General features: G+C 43.5%; 16 protein-coding genes. 10 read left to right on the forward strand and 6 right to left on the reverse strand.

The annotated features are described in order from the left end of the window. The first annotated feature begins 56 nt into the window (after window positions 1–56). Together hcp and AB4583_RS04625 are read left to right on the forward strand one after the other, a co-directional pair. Window positions 57–1718 carry a hydroxylamine reductase gene (gene hcp, locus AB4583_RS04620; RefSeq protein WP_017068651.1) on the forward strand — a complete coding sequence of 554 codons (1662 nt, stop codon included), beginning with the start codon at window positions 57–59 and terminating at the stop codon, window positions 1716–1718. Between the two features lie 101 nt (window positions 1719–1819). Continuing rightward, entirely contained in the window at window positions 1820–2881 is a 1062-nt protein-coding gene (locus AB4583_RS04625; protein ID WP_136982710.1) for a hybrid-cluster NAD(P)-dependent oxidoreductase, read from the forward strand. Between the two features lie 239 nt (window positions 2882–3120). Here AB4583_RS04625 and AB4583_RS04630 read toward each other — a convergent pair whose 3' ends face one another. Continuing rightward, complete coding sequence (locus AB4583_RS04630; protein WP_017068649.1) at window positions 3121–4557, reverse strand: glyceraldehyde-3-phosphate dehydrogenase; 1437 nt, start codon at window positions 4555–4557, stop codon at window positions 3121–3123. A gap of 966 nt (window positions 4558–5523) precedes the next feature. On the opposite strand from AB4583_RS04630, the gene AB4583_RS04635 reads away from it, so the two are divergent. Further along, a complete protein-coding gene (locus AB4583_RS04635) occupies window positions 5524–8088 on the forward strand; it encodes an ATP-binding protein (protein ID WP_372116632.1) in 2565 nt (854 codons plus the stop codon). Window positions 8089–8119: 31 nt separating this feature from the next. Here the strand turns inward: AB4583_RS04635 and AB4583_RS04640 are convergent, their stop codons facing one another. From AB4583_RS04640 to AB4583_RS04650, 3 genes are all read right to left on the reverse strand, one after another. Continuing rightward, the gene (locus tag AB4583_RS04640) at window positions 8120–8356 is read right to left on the reverse strand and encodes a hypothetical protein (RefSeq protein WP_017061772.1); all 237 of its coding nucleotides are present in this window, start codon (window positions 8354–8356) and stop codon (window positions 8120–8122) included. Window positions 8357–8522: 166 nt separating this feature from the next. After that, a complete protein-coding gene (locus AB4583_RS04645; protein WP_017066096.1) occupies window positions 8523–9149 on the reverse strand; it encodes a D-Ala-D-Ala carboxypeptidase family metallohydrolase in 627 nt (208 codons plus the stop codon). A 197-nt stretch (window positions 9150–9346) separates the two neighbouring features. Continuing rightward, entirely contained in the window at window positions 9347–9661 is a 315-nt protein-coding gene (locus tag AB4583_RS04650; protein ID WP_004742367.1) for a DUF496 family protein, read from the reverse strand. A gap of 195 nt (window positions 9662–9856) precedes the next feature. Here AB4583_RS04650 and AB4583_RS04655 point away from each other — a divergent pair, with 195 nt between their 5' ends. From AB4583_RS04655 to luxQ, 5 genes are all read left to right on the forward strand, one after another. Beyond that, complete coding sequence (locus AB4583_RS04655) at window positions 9857–10057, forward strand: hypothetical protein (protein WP_017068647.1); 201 nt, start codon at window positions 9857–9859, stop codon at window positions 10055–10057. Between the two features lie 56 nt (window positions 10058–10113). Continuing rightward, complete coding sequence (locus AB4583_RS04660; RefSeq protein ID WP_017061769.1) at window positions 10114–10770, forward strand: YceH family protein; 657 nt, start codon at window positions 10114–10116, stop codon at window positions 10768–10770. Further along, window positions 10771–11085 carry a GIY-YIG nuclease family protein gene (locus tag AB4583_RS04665; RefSeq protein WP_017061768.1) on the forward strand — a complete coding sequence of 105 codons (315 nt, stop codon included), beginning with the start codon at window positions 10771–10773 and terminating at the stop codon, window positions 11083–11085. 308 nt (window positions 11086–11393) lie between these two features. Beyond that, a complete protein-coding gene (locus tag AB4583_RS04670; RefSeq protein ID WP_372051151.1) occupies window positions 11394–12488 on the forward strand; it encodes an autoinducer 2-binding periplasmic protein LuxP in 1095 nt (364 codons plus the stop codon). Continuing rightward, entirely contained in the window at window positions 12488–15061 is a 2574-nt protein-coding gene (gene luxQ, locus AB4583_RS04675) for a quorum-sensing autoinducer 2 sensor kinase/phosphatase LuxQ (RefSeq protein WP_372116596.1), read from the forward strand. Before AB4583_RS04670 ends, luxQ begins: the two co-directional genes overlap by 1 nt. A gap of 59 nt (window positions 15062–15120) precedes the next feature. On the opposite strand, the gene AB4583_RS04680 is transcribed toward luxQ, so the two are convergent. Then, window positions 15121–15780 carry a PilZ domain-containing protein gene (locus AB4583_RS04680; protein WP_017066093.1) on the reverse strand — a complete coding sequence of 220 codons (660 nt, stop codon included), beginning with the start codon at window positions 15778–15780 and terminating at the stop codon, window positions 15121–15123. Window positions 15781–15974: 194 nt separating this feature from the next. Between AB4583_RS04680 and AB4583_RS04685 the strand changes: the two genes are divergently transcribed. Next, window positions 15975–16325 (forward strand): HopJ type III effector protein, encoded by a 351-nt coding sequence (locus AB4583_RS04685; RefSeq protein WP_017068643.1) that lies wholly within the window; start codon window positions 15975–15977, stop codon window positions 16323–16325. Between the two features lie 134 nt (window positions 16326–16459). Here the strand turns inward: AB4583_RS04685 and AB4583_RS04690 are convergent, their stop codons facing one another. Further along, window positions 16460–16768, reverse strand: a complete 309-nt coding sequence (locus tag AB4583_RS04690; protein ID WP_080582242.1) for a DUF1289 domain-containing protein — start codon at window positions 16766–16768, stop codon at window positions 16460–16462. Between the two features lie 160 nt (window positions 16769–16928). Here AB4583_RS04690 and yegD point away from each other — a divergent pair, with 160 nt between their 5' ends. Continuing rightward, entirely contained in the window at window positions 16929–18281 is a 1353-nt protein-coding gene (yegD, locus tag AB4583_RS04695; RefSeq protein ID WP_017064846.1) for a molecular chaperone, read from the forward strand. Window positions 18282–18313 lie beyond the last annotated feature (32 nt).

Genomic DNA, 18313 nt, shown 5'->3' on the forward strand with positions numbered 1-18313 from the left:
AATAAGTCACTGTAAGCAAAGTACTTACAGTTAATAAAAATTACTGGAGCCCTTATATGTTCTGTATTCAATGTGAACAAACAATTCAAACCCCAACCGTAAAAGGCTGTTCTTTCGCACAAGGTATGTGTGGTAAAACTTCGGAAGTATCCGACCTTCAAGACGTGTTGGTGCATTCTCTTCAAGGTGTTTCTTTTTGGGCCAATTTGGGCCGTGCGTGTGATGTTATTGATACTGAAATCGACGAGTGGGCGCCAAAAGCGTTTTTCGCAACACTAACCAACGTTAACTTCGACCCTGCTCGTATCATCGAATTCGCACAACAGTCCCATGAATTCAAGCAGCGTTTAGAGCAACAGGTTCGCGCGGCAGCGACATTGATTGGTTTTGAGATCCCAGCGCTTTCTGCTGCTGCTCAATTCGACCTTCCAACGGACTCTTCAGAGCTATTGGCGCTTGCCCCTCAAGCGGCGGTAAACCGTGGTCACGACTCTCAACACGAAGATGTGATTGGTCTTCGCCTTCTTTGCCTATACGGTCTAAAAGGTGCAGCAGCTTACATGGAGCACGCACGTGTTCTTGGTCAAACTGATAATGCTATTTTCGCTGAATACCATGAAATCATGGCGTTCCTAGGTACAGATCCATCAGACCTAAAACAACTGTTAGATACGTCTATGCAGATCGGCTTAATGAACTACAAGGTCATGGAAATGTTGGATAAAGGCGAGACAGATACCTTCGGTCACCCTCAACCTACAACCGTGAATGTGAAGACGAAGCGAGGTCACTGTATCCTTGTTTCTGGTCACGACCTGCATGATCTAGAAAAGATCCTTCAACAAACGGAAGGCAAGGGCATTAACGTATACACCAACGGTGAGATGCTACCTGCACACGGCTACCCTGAACTAAACAAGTACCCACACCTTGCGGGTAACTACGGCAGCGCTTGGCAGAACCAGCAAAAAGAATTTGCGAACTTCCCAGGTGCGATCGTAATGACATCTAACTGTCTGCTTAACCCAGATGTGGGCTCGTACGCTGACCGCCTATTTACGCGTAGCATCGTAGGCTGGCCGGGTGTTGCTCACCTTGAAGGTGACGATTTCAGTGCAGTGATCGATTGTGCTCTTGCGCAAGAAGGCTTTAAGCATGACGAGATCGAGCAAATGATCACTGTCGGTTTTGGTCGTAACGCCTTGATGGAAGCAGCGCCTGCGGTTGTTGAACAAGTGAAAGAAGGCAACATCAAACACTTCTTCCTAGTGGGTGGTTGTGACGGCGACAAATCTGAACGTAGCTACTACACAGATTTCACAGCTCAAGCGCCAGAAGATTCAGTAATCCTGACATTGGCATGTGGTAAATTCCGTTTCAACAAAAACCAATTCGGCGACATTAACGGTATTCCACGTCTGCTCGATGTTGGCCAATGTAACGATGCATACTCAGCGATTCAGCTTGCTCTTGCGCTGTCTCAAGAGTTTGATTGTGGCATCAACGAACTACCACTAACACTTGTTCTTTCTTGGTTCGAGCAAAAAGCGATCGTTATCCTGCTTACTCTGTTCGCACTGGGTGTGAAAGGTATCTACACAGGCCCAACAGCGCCTGCATTCCTAACTGAAAACCTACTAAAGATTATTCAAGACGAGTTCGATATGCGTTCTATCTCAACGCCAGAGCAAGATCTTAAAACAATCTTAGCGGCTTAATCTAAGCCCACTCCCAAGCCCCGTTGTTGCTGTTCTCTAGGAACGTGCAGCGGCGGGGCTTTTTAGATTTAATTCTTTAGTATCAGTGAGGTGTGTGAACTATGTATGCATGGTCGGATAGCGATTCAATCAATTTAGTGTGTTTAAAGAAATGGCACGAGACGCCAGATACGGTCAGCTTTGAGCTTGGCAGTATTCCACAAGATTTACATTTCAATTTTAAGCCCGGTCAGTTCATCACCTTGGGTTTAGATATGCCGACGAAAACGGATTACCGTGCTTATTCCGTGGCTTCTTGCCCCGAAGATAACCGCCTGAAGTTGACGGTCAAGCGTGTGGAAGGTGGCTTGGTTTCGAACTTTATTGTTGATGAGCTTGATGAAGGTGACGAGGTTTCTGTGTTGAAGCCGGCAGGCTCGTTTAACTGTATTGATTGCATGCCAACGGCAACAAAGAAAGTAACGCTAGTGAGTGCGGGCTGTGGCATTACACCCGTAATGGCGATGGTAAAATATTGGCTGTCTCAAGACAGTGACAGTGACATTGAGATTGATTTCGTCCACATGGCACGCAACAAGCTTGAGACTATCTACTTTCAAGAACTTCATCAGCTCGATGAATCACATGCGAATTTCAACTTAAAACTGCTGTTAAAAGACAACGAAGGAACAACCGCCCCTCAAGGTCGTTTAGATAAAAACTGGTTGGTGAAACTGAGCCCAGATATCTTAGATAGAACGGTTTACCTGTGTGGGCCTGTCGGCTTCATGCAAGATATTGAGAGTTATCTGAAAGAGCTTGAGTTCAACATGGATAACTTCTATCAAGAAAGCTTTACTCCTGCTACTCAGGATGCTCAATCAGAAGCGTCAAACGCCGAAATTGCTGACGATACGAATAGTGCTGTTAAGGTATTTGTGCCTGCGTTCGGCGCTGAAGTTGAAGCGGAAACTGGCACACCATTGGCGGATTCATTAGAAAAAGCAGGCGTTCCAATTATTATCGCTTGTCGTAGTGGGATTTGTGGTTCGTGTAAATGCAAAGTGACCAAAGGATCTGTGGAATCAAGCAGCCAAGAAACATTGACGCCAGAGCAGATTGAACAGGGCTACGTGCTTGCATGTTCAAGCTCGATTCAGTCAGATGTTGAGGTTGAGTTATAACAGACGTAAAGCTGTGCAAGAGTGATGAAGACAAGATCTTATTATAGCGATAAAAGTTAGGGCGCTAGATGTAAAAAGGCCACCTAGATCAGTTAGAGAGAGCAGACCTAAGTGGCAACCCTCTTGTTTATACGGGGGAGTAAAACAAAAGGGGTTGCGAAGTCCATACAGACTTCGCAGATATAGTTATTATGTTGTGGAGCTTGTTGCGATGGACGTATCTACAAGAGCGAAGTTAATTAAACTTCTGGGTATGTCTTGTAGCGTACACCCATCATCTGTTCCATACAGTGAACAACTTGGCAGCTGTAGCCAAACTCGTTATCGTACCAAATGTACAGCACGGCACGGTTGTCTTGTGCGATAGTCGCCACACCGTCAACCACACCTGGGTGACGAGAGCCAACCAAGTCGGTAGATACAATCTCAGTCGAGTCTGTGTAATCAATTTGTGCAGACAAAGCAGAAGACAGCGCCATTTCACGCAGGTACTCGTTCAACTCTTCTTTGTTTGTGCCTTTCTCAAGGTTTAGGTTCGCAACTGCCATTGAAACGTTTGGCGTAGGAACGCGAATCGCATTACCTGTTAGCTTACCTTCCATTTCCGGCATCGCTTTTGATACTGCTTTAGCAGCGCCAGTCGATGTCAGTACCATGTTCAATGATGCAGCACGACCACGACGATCACCCGAGTGGAAGTTATCGATTAGGTTTTGATCATTGGTAAATGAGTGCACCGTTTCGATGTGACCAGACAGCACGCCAAACTTGTCGTGAACCGCTTTCAATACTGGCGTGATTGCGTTAGTAGTACAGCTTGCTGCAGAGATGATGGTGTCTTCTGGCTGAATAACATTTTCATTCACACCAAATACCACGTTCTTGATGTCGCCTTTACCAGGTGCAGTCAGTAGCACTTTCTTCGCACCGTTACACGCAACGTGTTGGCTCAGGCCTTCCGCGTCACGCCATACGCCTGTGTTATCAACCACAAGTGCATTTTCAACACCGTAAGCCGTGTAATCCACTTCTTCTGGTTTGTTTGCGTAGATAACTTGGATGAAGTTACCGTTAACGATGATCGCTTTGCGTTCTTGGTCTACAACAATGCTGCCGTTGAATTGGCCGTGTACAGAGTCACGACGAAGCAGGCTTGCACGTTTTTCTAGGTCGCCATCTTTGCCGCCGCGTACAACGATTGCACGTAAACGCAGTGGGTACCCCGGGCCACTTTTCTCGATCAACAGACGAGTTAGCAGTCGGCCAATACGACCAAAACCGTACAATACAACGTCACGAGGTTCTGTCATTGCATCGCCTTCAAGCGATTCGATAAGTGCAGTTTGTAGGAAATCATCCAACCCATGTGTGTCTTCGCGATCTTGCCAGAATGAATGCGCAAGGCGACCAACATCAATACGACATGGAGATAAGTCCATAGAGAGAAGGTGTTGAATAATAGGTTGAGTCTGTTCTGCTGTAAGAGGAGAACCAGTGTAACGTTTTGCGATGCGGTGAGCTTTGATGATGTCGATAGTTGTCGCGTTAACTAAGGTCTTACCAAAGAGGATAACTTCTACGCCTTTTTGACGGTATAACTGACCTAAAGTTGGAGCGATGGATTCAGCAATGGTTTGACTAGTTTGCCAATCTAGGAGGTGCTTTTCGGGACTCATCTTTACTCGGGACCTTTCACGTTAAGTTTCTGCATTCATGGCGGTTGTAGGGAAGCCAATCAGCATAGGGGATTTGAGGCATCAGTCTGTGGTCTTTATTGCCACTTAAATGTGCTGATATACCTTGTGTGTAACTTGTAATTTTTATGTGGCAGGATTGTAAGGTACGACGGGTTATTCTGCTAGGAAAAATAAATGCAGACAAAATATCTGCAAATTGGCTTTATATTAGCCATAAATCAAGGTTTGAACGTAGATAAAGACTATTGACTTTAATAATCTGTAGCACTTATTTTTCGTCAAAAAATACTCAATTCAAAGGATAATATGTAATACAGGTCATATTGAACATTAAAGGTGTGATCGCTAACTCAAGTTACACGTAAACAGTAAACGATAAATAAGGGAATTAACGAGTATTGATGTTTGACCTTTGAATAAGCCTAGCTTGAGTGTGAAAAGTGCATCACGCAAACGATTGGATGTCACAATTTTAACCTAACTATCCACTTTGTTAGCACGCAGAGTCATTATTCACAGTCTAGTTGAGCCGCAGAATGTGGATGTGTACTTGTTATGCCGGTGATAATAACTGGAGAAAACGTCTTTTGTTTACATTTTGCTCACTAAAACCTCGCTTGCTTACATCTCATTTGTAGAAACCTCCTCGAGTAGACCTCTCTCACGTAACGTTCACTTGTCTAAAATCGGCTTGTCTCAATCTCACTTAGTAAAGCAGACTCCTCCGCTTTAAAGCCCTGTTTTGGATGCCTGTTGATTCTAATTTTTCGTTCTGGGCTCAGAGTATCATTTGTTCATATCCAATTTGATCAATAACCCCCTGTTAATGTCCTATTCTTAATTTGGGCTAGGTAAATTACTTTCGGGAAGGGAGTCGTTATAAAAATGATAAATATGTCAATTAGATGGCGTCTTATTTTTCTTTCCACGGTTTCTGTACTCATTATGTTCGGGTTTACAGTGAATGAAGTGCTTAAGAACGATGAGAAGATGAATCACCTTGAAACAACGCGTATTAAGGTCGAAGCGCTTCAATTTTTTAATACGGTTTCAAGTGATGCTTATCGATGGTTGGTGCTGTCTAATGATTCCCCTGAGAAAGGTCAGTTGCTTTTAACACTGCAATCAGAACTGGATAGACTGACTCAGTATGGAATGCGACTTCAACGGTTCGACAGCAATTGGAGTATTGACCCTCAGTTAGCTGAATTGAAAAAGTTGTTGATGATCCTAGCTAGTACACCTGAAACGACAGACAGCAGAAAATTGACAGAGCGCGCTTTCGACTTGTTAAAAGACGTGCTGATGGAGCTGTCCGAATATCGCATGGCTTTAGTCGATGGCAATATTGGTCAAGCGGAAGCGATGTTTATCAATCTTACGCATTATGTGTTTTGGACTCAGAGAGAAGCGTGGTTAAGCTTCAGTTTGTATCGCTCGCCCGAGCTAAGAAATCAATATTTATTGAGCTATGTAGGTGCGCTAGAGAGGCAGCAACAGTTGCTTGATACATTTTTCCGCTCTGATACTCGTTCACCTGAAATTAGGCAACTGCTAAACGCGGTCGCCAAAGATGATTTTCAAGACAAATTTATATCTCGAATCCTCAAAGGGGACTTTTCATCACCCGAAATATATCAACACTTGAAAAGCTTAGAGGTTAAAAAACGGGCTATTTCAAACGCGATTGGCGCTTACACCAATCAAATACAGTTTGAACTGACCAAGAATATCGCGTTGCAGAAAAGCCAAACCTTGGTCATGACGTTGCTTATACTCATCGCTTCTGGTGTTTTGATGTGGCTTGGGGTTGCGACATCTCTGCGCTTAAACAGAAACCTGTCGATTATCTTGAAAGGTGTGTCGGAATGCGCTGATAGCTACGGCCAGCCAAAGGTGATTCGTATCCAAGGGAACGATGAGCTTGCCGAGTTCACTGAAACCCTAAATCGAGTGATGGAACGCAACTATCTGCACAACAAAGAGTTGATAACAGCAAAAGAAGACGCGATTTCGGCTAACAAAGCCAAAAGCGCATTCTTAGCAAATATGTCACATGAAATACGCACGCCACTTAACGGGATCATTGGCATGGCTGAGATCTTATCTCAAAGCCAACTGAGCCCAAATCAACAAGAAGTACTGGGGGATATCGAATCGTCCTCTCACTCTTTACTGGTGCTGCTGAATGACATACTCGACCTGTCTAAAATCGAGTCGGGTAACTTGATGTTGTCACGACACAATGCTGATTTGCGAGAAGCGGTTTATGACTCTGTGAGTGTGATTCAGTCGAAAGCGATAAGTAAGGATATTGAGCTCGACATCAATATCGATTATCAAACGCCGTCACAACTGTTTTTCGATGAGTACCGCGTGAGACAGGTGCTGACCAATCTGCTTTCTAATGCCATCAAATTTACGTCTAAGGGCACAATTACAACTGACATTGCTTATACACCTATGTCTATGGGCAGGGGCAAGCTTGAATGCAGCGTGTCTGATACCGGGATTGGGATTGAGCCCGAGAAGTTAGAGTCCATATTTGAACCTTTCACTCAAGAAGATGGCAGCATTACCCGTCAATTTGGCGGTACGGGGTTAGGGCTTGCGATTTGTCGACAGCTTGTTGATTTGATGGGTGGTTACATTACCGCGCGTTCAGTGAAAGGAGAGGGCTCTACATTCACTTTTTGTTTGTATGTCGATGTTGTAGAAGCGCCTGTTCAAACTTTCGATAACCTGAGCCGAGCGACCATCATCTCGAACTCTTTCAATTACCTCGATCAGCTCGTTAAAGAGTGTGAGCGTTTGAATGTTCGAGCCAATGTGGTGTCATCCATTGCTGCCCTTAGTGAAAGTGTAAAAGAAAGTGACTTCATACTTTATTGTCATACCTTGCACCACTCTATGGAAAAAGATCTTGCGACGTTGAAGGTGATATATCCTCTTGCTCGCGTCATCGTTTGTCAGCATCACCTATTTAAAACCAACCTAATCAGAGAAACGGTCCACTCGACTCATACCTTGCCATTCTTGGGCCGACGTTTCTTAACCAGCTTACAATCTCTCGATGTGGGCGAAGAGCAAACGCCTCAAGTGGAAGCAAAAGATGAAGAAGTTCGCTCTCTGAATCGACGCATTTTGATCGTTGAAGACAATCTGATGAATCAAAAAATAGCGAGCTTCTTCCTTGAGCAAGCGGGTTATGAATATTTGATTGCCAGTAATGGCCAAGAAGCGGTGGATGTCATCACCCAGGGTGCTCAGTTTGATGCAATCTTAATGGACTGCATGATGCCTGTTATGGATGGCATAACGGCGACTCGTGCGATACGTCAGTGGGAAGCCGATCAACAAGTCACACCATTACCCATCATAGCTTTAACCGCCAGTGTTCTAGAAGAAGACATCAAAGATTGTTTTGAAGCCGGTATGAACGCCTACTTACCTAAACCCTATAAATCTCACCAGCTGTACGATCTTTTCAGTAGCCTTGATATTGTCTAGGGCTCCCGTATCAAGGCTAGCGCGGCGCTACTTAACGAACTTCCAATCCAAGGTTGTATTGTGCAAGGCAACGACCGACATAGCTGATGTTCAGCAAGGCTGCGACTAAGATGGTGCTGATGTGGGCGACGATTTGAATTGGCAGTGAGAAGTGATCGGCCATTGGATAAGCAACAATAATACTGAGAAGCATAAGCAAGGTTGTGATAGCTAGACTGAAGTTTGAAACAGAAAGCAGAGTTTGAAAGCGTTGAGTCATCGTCTTCATATTGAATTCCTAATTGCTATTAATAATTATGATACTTGTTATTAATATCAATTAGCGTTCCAGTTTTAATTTACATTTAAAATCATAATCTTATGTAATTTCGCTTGTTTTTAGAGTCTAAGTGACACGTGCGAATTGCAGGTCTTTATGACTTAATCGTGTTTCTTTACCATTGTCTAAACCCACAAGTATCGATGTGGAATCGAACACCTGAATATAAACCAAGCCCAACATTATTTTTTTGCCCGAATTCCGAATGAATCTTTTTAAGTTTCACGTGTAGATCTTCGCGAGTAATGTCATTTGCAGGCACTAGGTCTAAGGCACAAAACTCTAAGTGCTTACTTCGCAGTGCACCACCAGCTTGTTGATTGTAGATATCGGTTCGCTCTCCAGATACTGGTATAACAACACCGATTTCAGGCTCAATATATTGTTGTATGTACTTCAGGGTATTGATCATGTTTGGCACATGTTTCTTATTTGGGAGGGTAAACAAGGTTGTATTACTCATTGCCCAATCCGTCCCTTGCAATAGAACGAGATGCAGAGGCATGCTCTGAGTAACGCCATTGTCCTTGAGTTGTTGTCCGATTGCTCTCACTTGGTCTTGAGCGTGATTGAGGAGCATCCAACCTCGAAATGCTGATCGGGTCGGAACCTTGTAGCCATGAACATCGACCACGAGATCGTCATAAGTGATTTCGGTTTCTTCGGTATAAAGTTTCTCAAATTTTTCAGGGTAAGGTTGTGTCGTTGATAACGCCAAGGTAATCAGAATACTTCCGTACATAAAGTCTCTCCATCGCTAGTGTACACTCGTTATTTAGTTTGATACTGCTGTTGAGTTTCATTCATTTTGCTTAGGTACGCTTAAGCCTAGACGGTTAGGTTTAGATGCTTAAGTATAGACGCTGGAGTTTAGGTAAAAAAAACCCACTACTAAGAGTGGGTTACTAACATTGTTACAAGTAAATTAGCGAGGTTAGATTACTTCTTACCTTGGATTTGCTTGTCTTCTTCTGTCAGTTCACGAATGCGACGGCTGATGTCACGGCGAGCTTTAGAAATCTCAGCGCTCTTGATGATGTGGTCATCAACACGGTCTTCGTAGTCAGCTTTCATATTTTTGATAATGCCTAGGATCTCGTCGTGGGTCATCTCTGGCTTGATGTAATCAAGTAGGTTATCAAGAAGGTCGACACGCTTACGGTTGTCACGAACTTTCTTTTCGTTGTCTAAAAGTTCACGCTTAAGTTTGTTCTTACGTCGTGCTTGGTTAACAATTTCAAATACGCTGCTCATAGATTCCTTTTCCTATTAGTCAAATACGTTGTCTGCTTCTGATTAAAGCACATCAATTGATGATGTAACAGTCTTTAGATCAAAGCAAAAGTAAGGTTGTTTAATTATTCGTCACTCTCGCTGATGTGTGATTGTTTTTATCTTACCGTTCAAGTTAGTATCCCATGTAGATACTGCATTGATACGAAATGTGAAATGAATCAACAACAATTGGAAAACGAAGAATTGGACGACAATGTCACTGAATCTTCAGCAGAACAAAACAAGCTTCGTGATGCGTATGTACAAGAGCGTACTTATTTGGAAGTCGTGGAAATAGAGCTAAACCGTTCTAAGATCATAATGATTGATGAACAGGGCAGAAAGAAACGAGTACCAATTTTGTCTGAACACTAGTTACTGCATTGTTAGGTGTTGAGATGGAATTATCAAAATAATAAAAAGGAAAAACGATGAACACAGTACTTTCCCCAATTGAAGCGAGAATTATCGGTTGTTTGATCGAGAAAGAAGTCACTACTCCCGATCATTACCCACTGACACTGAACAGTTTAACCACGGCATGCAATCAAAAGAGTAACCGTGAACCTGTTCTCTCTCTTTCTGAGTCAGATGTTTTAGATGCAGTTGATGGTTTAATCGGACGTCGCATGGTGAGTGATGAGAGCAGCTTCAATAGCCGTGTTAATAAGTATCAGCATCGTTTCTGCAACACTGAGTTCGGCGATCTGCAATTTACAGAGCAAGAGCGTGCAATCATCTGCTGTATGTTACTGCGCGGTGCGCAAACACCCGGTGAACTTCGTACTCGAACGGGTCGCCTTGCAAACTTTAGTGATGTGAAAGAAGTAGAAGCAACATTAGACAAACTCGCTGCAAGAGAAGCAGGTGCCTTAGTTGTGAAGCTGCCACGCGAAGCGGGTAAACGTGAATCACGCTACCAGCATTTGTTGAGCGGTGAAGTGGACGTTGAAGCGTTTGCGATGGCATCAGTAAGCGCGGCTGCCCCCTCTGCAACGAGTGAAAAGTTTGAAGAGCTTGAGTCTGAAGTTGCAAGCCTACGAGCAGAAGTGGCAGAGCTTAAGGCTCTGGTTGAATCACTGCTTTAAATGTCAGATGCTGATAAAAATGCGGATTGGGTCGTGTACTTGATCCGCAATCGTCACAATGCCCTTTATTGTGGCGTGACGAACAATCTAGAACGTCGATTTGAACAACATCAAACCGGTAAAGGCGCCAAAGCTTTAAAAGGTAAAGGCCCACTTAAGCTGGTTTGGAGCTTTGGTGTTGGCTCAAAAAGTGAGGCGTTGAAAACCGAATACGCGATCAAGCAGTTGCCCAAATCCCGCAAAGAAAAACTGGTATCACTCAAACTGATTATTGAGTGGCAAAAAGACAAAATTCAATATATCGAAGTCTCATAATTCATAGCTAAAATGTTTGTTATTGATTAAATCTTAATAGTGTAAGGAGCTATATCGGCTCTAGCTAAGTTTATGAATTTAAATGGTAATTACTCTTACCGTGAATGGGCTGAAATCATAATTTAACTCGTTGTTCTTAATCTCCATTCCAAATTAACATATTGCTCATTTAGAATGTCGTTCTAATTAGTGTTAGACGCTATCATTTATCATCGTTGTCCTACATAATATCCATTATCCATACAAAGAGATGGTGTCATGCTAGGTTAAAAAATGAGCCAAAGTAGCTCATATAAAACGAGAAAAATATGAAACGTTTACTGATGTTGTTTGGACTTGCCGTATTTTCTGCGTCCGCTCTTTCCCATGGTACTCACGTCCTCAATAGGTACTGGGAATACCAAGATTATCTTTCCACTTTTCCAGAACAAAGAGCATTGACCGATAAAATGGTCGAGGCTGTACAAAATCACCCTGTGCCATTGAGGCGACCTCAAGATCGACCTATCACGATCTCGGTTGTGTATCCGGGCCAACAGATCTCGGATTACTGGGTTCGTAATATTCAAGCTTTTGAGAAGCGTCTCGATAGGCTGAAGATCCGCTACCAAATAAATCAAGTATTTACCCGTATTAATGCCGATCTCGCGCAGCAGAGTATTTCGTTGCAAGAAGCGATTGAAAACAAGACGGATTATTTGATTTTCACGCTAGATACCACGCGCCACCGCAAGTTTATCGAGCACGTGTTGACCTCTACAGACACCAAACTGATTCTTCAAAATATCACGACGCCAGTGCGAGCTTGGGCAGATAGACAGCCATTTATGTATGTGGGTTTTGACCATGCGACAGGCAGTTTAAAACTGGCGGACTATTTTAAACAAGTAAGTCCGCCAGACAGTAAGTATTCTGTTTTGTATTACTCACAAGGCTATATCAGTGATGCGCGTGGAGATACTTTTATCCATGAAGTGAATACGGTTACCAACTTTACCCTTAAGTCTTCGTTTTACACAAAATCAAATAAAGACAGTGGCTACCAAGCGGCTAAAATCAGCATAGAGAACGATAAGGATCTAGACTTTATCTACGCATGTTCAACGGATGTCGCTCTCGGTGCAATGGAAGCGATTCGTGAATCGGGCCAAGACATCTTAGTGAATGGTTGGGGAGGCGGCTCTGCTGAACTTGAAGCCATTGCAAGGGGCGACCTAGATGTTACTGTCATGCGTATGAACGACGATACAGGCATTGCAATGGCAGAGGCGATCAAGTGGGATCTAGCCGGTTTGGAAGTGCCTACCGTTTACTCTGGTGAATTTGAAATTGTCACCAAGGAAGATTCCCCAGAACGTATTTCAGAACTTAAACAGCGAGCATTTAGGTACTCAGGTCACTAATGAAGAAAAGTTACGCCAGTACACCTAGAAACACTTTAGCTAGACTCATTACGCGTATCGTTATTTTGGTGATAGGCGTGATGGCACTTGGCGTGCTTATTCATAATTATGAAACCAGCAGTAATATCGTACAGCAAGAGACGAATCGAACGGTACAGCAAACCTCAAGCCTGATCCAAAACATGTTTGATTATCGTTTGTCGGTGCTGCAAATCCATCAAGACAGTAGCTCACACAGTGAAACTCTCAGAGAGTACTTTGATACGGGTAATGACGAGACTCTGAGCTACTTTTTCTTTGGTGTTGACCAACGTGAACCGGATCATGCACCAGATTTACGCTTTGTCTCAACCCACGATGGTTTGGCTTGGGAAGACGGCAACAGTCAATTTTATGGTTTGGATGAGTCCAACTTAAAGCATATTTCTGATGAGGTTTCGTTCAGCAGTAATTGGCATTTTATTAAACTGAGGACAGATATAGGTAAGCGTCACTTGTTGGCTCGCCGTACCCCTATTGTTGATAACGCTACTGGGGAAGTCCTTGGTCAACTCTATATCGCCATTGTGCTTGACAACAACTTCTCTTTGGCTGAGTCAATCCAACAGGGCAGTAATAGCGAAAATATCGTGATTGAAGCGCACGGTACACCGGTGACATCGACATTCAGTGGTGATGAAAGCTACACCATTACTGACATCCTCAATTACCAAATGTACGAACAGTTGCCGCGTCATTTCGTTACCATCGCAACCATTAAGATTAATGCTGTTGAAACTCCTTTAATCATTCGAGCTGTTCAAAAAAATAATAATTTCATTGCGTTAGAAGAGAATTATCAGCGTGCGATCATCGTGGTGATTGTGGTGATCATATTGATGTCTTTTTTTGCTCGAACTTGGATTCAAAAGAGAGTCTCAGCCGAGCTTGATAAGCTAATGGACTTTACTCGTTCGGCAAGTGCTAGCGAAAAGTACAACAAGTTCGATGGCTCTAACATTTTCGAATTTCATCATATTGGTTGTACTCTTGAAGACACCTTTGAGCGCTTATCTGAACAGAATCAAAAATTCCAAGATCTCTTTAACTTTGCTCATTCGCCTATCTTAGTTTGGTCTGAAAAAGGCGATTTGATTCAGATGAACCCCGCCGCTCGCATGGCGTTGTTCGATGCTGATGACAATTATGGTCCAATTGCCCAAGAGTTTGAGCAGCGAATGCTGCCTAATATTCAAATGGTGGTTCAGGGTTCTAAACTGACGGGTATTAACGTACCCATTGGTGAAAAGGTGTTTCGTTGGAACATGTCTGCTATTCGCGTGGAACACGGCATCACAGGAGTGGTGGTACAAGGGCAAGATATTACTAAGCTAATCGAGGCGGAAAGACAGGCTGATCGAGCAAGAGAAGAAGCTGAGCATCTTGCGAATGTGCGAGCAGACTTCTTAGCTAAGATGAGTCATGAGATTCGCACGCCGCTCAACGGTATTCTCGGTGTGTCTCAGCTGCTCAAGCGCTCTATACACAATGAAGATAATCGCGAGCAGGTGGATGTACTGTGTAATAGTGCGGAACATTTACTGGCGGTACTTAACGATATCTTGGACTTCTCAAAGATTGAGCAAGGGCAGTTTAATATTCAAAAGAAAGACTTCCGTTTAGGGGAGTTAGTTAATACCTTAGACAGCATCTATCGACCGCTGTGTGAAGATAAATCCGTCGAATTTACCATTGTGAATCACTTGGTTGATGACATTGAAATCAATACCGACCAAGTACGCCTCAATCAGATCATGTTTAATCTGTTGAGTAATGCTTTTAAATTCACTCATCAAGGCGGTATCTCCGTCAGCTTTGAGCTCGAGAGTATCTTTAACTCCGATCGCGCCAGCTTGATCGTTCGAGTGAAAGATTCTGGCATTGGTATTGATGAAAGCAAAATTGATGCTGTTTTTGAACCCTTTGTTCAAGCCGAAGAGACCACCACTCGTGAATATGGTGGCACTGGTTTAGGACTTACAATTGTAAAAAATCTGGTCGATATGCTGGAAGGGGACATTCAAGTCCGCAGCGTGATAGGTCAAGGCTCAGAGCTCACGATAGAAATTCCTGTAGTCGTACACGCCAAGCCGCTATTAGTCGATGCTAAGCAACAAGCTGAGGTTGAGCCAGAGGCGTTGTTTAGTCGACCTTTGAATGTGTTGCTGGTGGAAGACAATCACACCAACGCCTTTATTGCTCAGGCTTTCTGTAAGAAATATGGCATGGTCGTCACCTGGGCAAAAGATGGCTTAGAAGCGATTGAGATGGCTAAGACGATTACCTATGACTTGATCTTGATGGATAACCAACTCCCTAATCTCGGTGGTGTTGAAACCACTCAGCAGCTAAGAGGTGAGATTGGTGTGTCAGCCCCTATTTATGCGTGTACCGCTGATGCTCAAGAGTCAACTAGAGACAGCTTTATGGCCGCAGGGGCGAATTACGTGATTGTAAAGCCGATTAAAGAAGAGTCGCTCCACCAAGCGTTTGTTCATTTCAAAAACTCATACTGGAATGACACAGAGCACTAGGCTTTAACTTAGTGCTCTTTAATGGAGTCTGTTGAAGAGAAGTAACTAATTTTCTGCCTTTATATCGAGCCAGCGACAAAGGCTTGTTCCAATAGCAGCGTTTTCAACTCATCACTCATATCTAGGTGTTCAGGGAATTGGATACCTAGCAGCCAGCCTTGTCTTTGCCTTTTCTTACTTACCACCTTGTAGACAAGATCGTCATCTAAGTACTCATTTAAGTCAGAATTAACTTTTATCTTCCAGCCGACATCAATATCTGATTGCTGGGTAAGATAGATACCGCACCCTGACGCTGAAAAGTCGACTAGTGTGGCATCCAGCGACAAGGTATCAAAAGTGACTTCACAGCTGAGACGTACTTTATACCTTTCGTGTTCACGAATAGGCTTGGTTGCAAAGTTTGAGGGTGGGCGAAGGAAGATTAGATGTGCTGGAGAGGTGATATGAGCCAGTACATTGGTTTTGAACGCGACAATGTGCCCAAGTTCGGTGTCGGTAATCGCACGAACAATAATATCAACGTTTGTGAGCTTTCTCAGCGTCAGTGCTTCTGTCGCTTTTTGCGTAAGCTCTAGGATGAGGTACTGATCTTCTTTGTGTCCGATATAAAGTGTACTGATCTGGATTGAGTCGTCTGGGCCAAATTCCAATACACCTGCTGTTTTTGTACCTGGCTTTAGGTATCTGAACAGTTCTAAGTTTTTATCTTTATGCATATTCGTTACTGAACAATGTTAATCGTTTGATAAAATAATATAACGCCCTGATAAAACTATGTCATTAGTTTCATTGAAGTAATTAGCAGCGTACAACAAAAAAGTGAATCGCTATCTCAAGTAAACAACGGCTTACTCTTGTCGTAAAACAAGATACACTGCTGACAGATATATACTTGATGGAGAAATAGTAAATGGAACTGGAAACCTTATTGAATACTCTGGCTGAAACCCCAGAGGCCGTGCAATTTGAAGATACAATGCAAGTGATCGAAGCTCACTATGATTTTTCTGAGCGCGAATTTCGCAATGGTCAGGTAGTGAACGCTGCAGGGCAGAATAATGGTTCGTGTAAGATTTTTGCTTTTGGTTTAGAGCAAGGCCTATCAGCAGAGCAAACACTTGCTTGTTTTGGTCAATTTTATCGTAACGACGTGCTAGGTTTTCCTGAGAACAGCGACCATCAAAATATTCGTAACTTTATGGTTCATGGCTGGAATGGTATCCAGTTTTCTCAGCCTGCGCTGGTTGCAAAAGTGAAGTAGACACTAACCAGGTAACGATTAGGTCGAAATTTAATCTCAGTATTTTGAAGCGAGAAAACAACCTCTCGCTTTTTTTGTCTATGTTGAACTGGCTAGTAACTTGCTATCCAGTAACTTACTAAATGGGCTCTAAACTACTGAACGGGCAGGGCAGACAAGCACTTACGACACATACAAACTCCAGCCTTTGGAATATCGCTAGTATCTCGTTTTTCTAACTCAAAACACCAACACGTCTCTTTGCCCGCACTGATATCGCATTGAGCTGGCTCATTACACTGTGGACATTGGTGAGTCGAACTCGCGCCACTAAGATTATCCATAACCGACGTTTGCTCTTCTTCAGATAAGCCTTTCCAACCTATAATTTCATCCATTGTTCGAAAGCAGCCACTACACATTCCGCCATTATTTTTACAAGCCGCTCGGCAAGGTGTTTTCATTTCTCTAACCTGTGATTCATTTGGGCTGAAATGTAGCATATTTGTTTCTTCTTGAAGAGCCGTTAAGCTAAGAAATTACTCAGTTAAATTTAGAAATGACCTCGTAATTTTTAGGCTTTTCATGTAGCATCTCGCCCCTTTTGTTGAGTGGGGGGATATTATGTTTATTGGATTTGATTATGGAACAGCGAACTGTTCTGTCGCGGCGATGGTTAATGGAGAGCCAAGCCTGTTACCGCTAGAAGGTAACAACCACTATATTCCCTCAACCGTGTTTGCGCCTACTCGTGAGAGTGTTTCTGAACATCTATTCCGCCACTTGAATATCAAGCCGAGTGATGCGATCGGTGAGCAAGTACTACGACGTGCGATTGCGCTGAACAGAGAAGAGAGTATCGACTTAGTGCCAGAAGACATGGCATTTGGTCAGGCTGCGTTGGACTTATATTTAGAAGACCCTCGCGATGTTTATTATGTTAAGTCCCCTAAATCTTTCCTTGGCGCGAGTGGACTGCATGATGTGCAGGTGAGCTTTTTCGAAGATTTAGTGTGCGCCATGATGGCAAATATCAAGAATCAAGCCGAACTCACGACTCAAGAGCAGATCAAGCAAGCTGTTATCGGCCGACCAATTAACTTCCACGGTCGAGGTGGTGAAGAGGCGAACAGACAAGCTGAAGACATACTGTCTCGCGCAGCTAAGCGTGCCGGTTTCCTTGATATCGCTTTTCAATTTGAGCCCGTAGCCGCAGGCCTTGATTACGAAAGCACATTAACTGAAAACCAAACAGTATTGGTTGTTGATATTGGCGGTGGTACCACCGATTGCTCATTATTAGAAATGGGACCAACGTGGTCTGGTAAAGCGGATCGTACCCAGAGCTTGTTGGCACACAGTGGGCAAAGGGTAGGGGGGAATGACCTCGATATCTATCTTGCATTCAAACAACTGATGTCACCTTTTGGTATGGGCAGCAAAGGCATTTCGGGTATTGATATGCCACTGACTCAATTCTGGAACCCAATTGCGATTAATAATGTTGAAGCTCAAAAGAACTTCTATTCAAGAGAAAACCTAGCGGCATTAAAATTACTTCGTAAAGAAGCGTCAGAGCCTCAAAAGCTAGAACGTTTGATGAAGGTTTATCACGACACTTTGGGTTACGGTATTGTGCGTAGAGCGGAAGAGGCCAAGATTGCGCTGGCAGAATCCCCTCAATATCGTGCTGCGATTAATGTTGCCTCTGAACTGGTCGAGGTAGATATCTCAGTCGAACAGATGGTTGAAGCGATTGAAACACCAAAGTCTAAGATGATTGAGTTGGTTAAAGAAGCGATTCAACAAGGCCAGAAAAAGCCAGATGTAATCTACATGACGGGTGGTTCCGCTCGTTCACCGATACTTCGTGAAGCCGTACAACAAGCTGTGCCGAATGTACCGATTGTGAGTGGTAATTACTTCGGTTCAGTAACTGCAGGTTTAGCTCGTTGGGCTGAGGTTTGCTTCAAATAAGAGTTCAATGATGAGTTATGAAGGGCAACCAG

This window comes from Vibrio sp. 10N.222.49.C12, from assembly GCF_041475025.1.
In the GTDB taxonomy this organism is placed as follows: domain Bacteria; phylum Pseudomonadota; class Gammaproteobacteria; order Enterobacterales; family Vibrionaceae; genus Vibrio; species Vibrio crassostreae_C.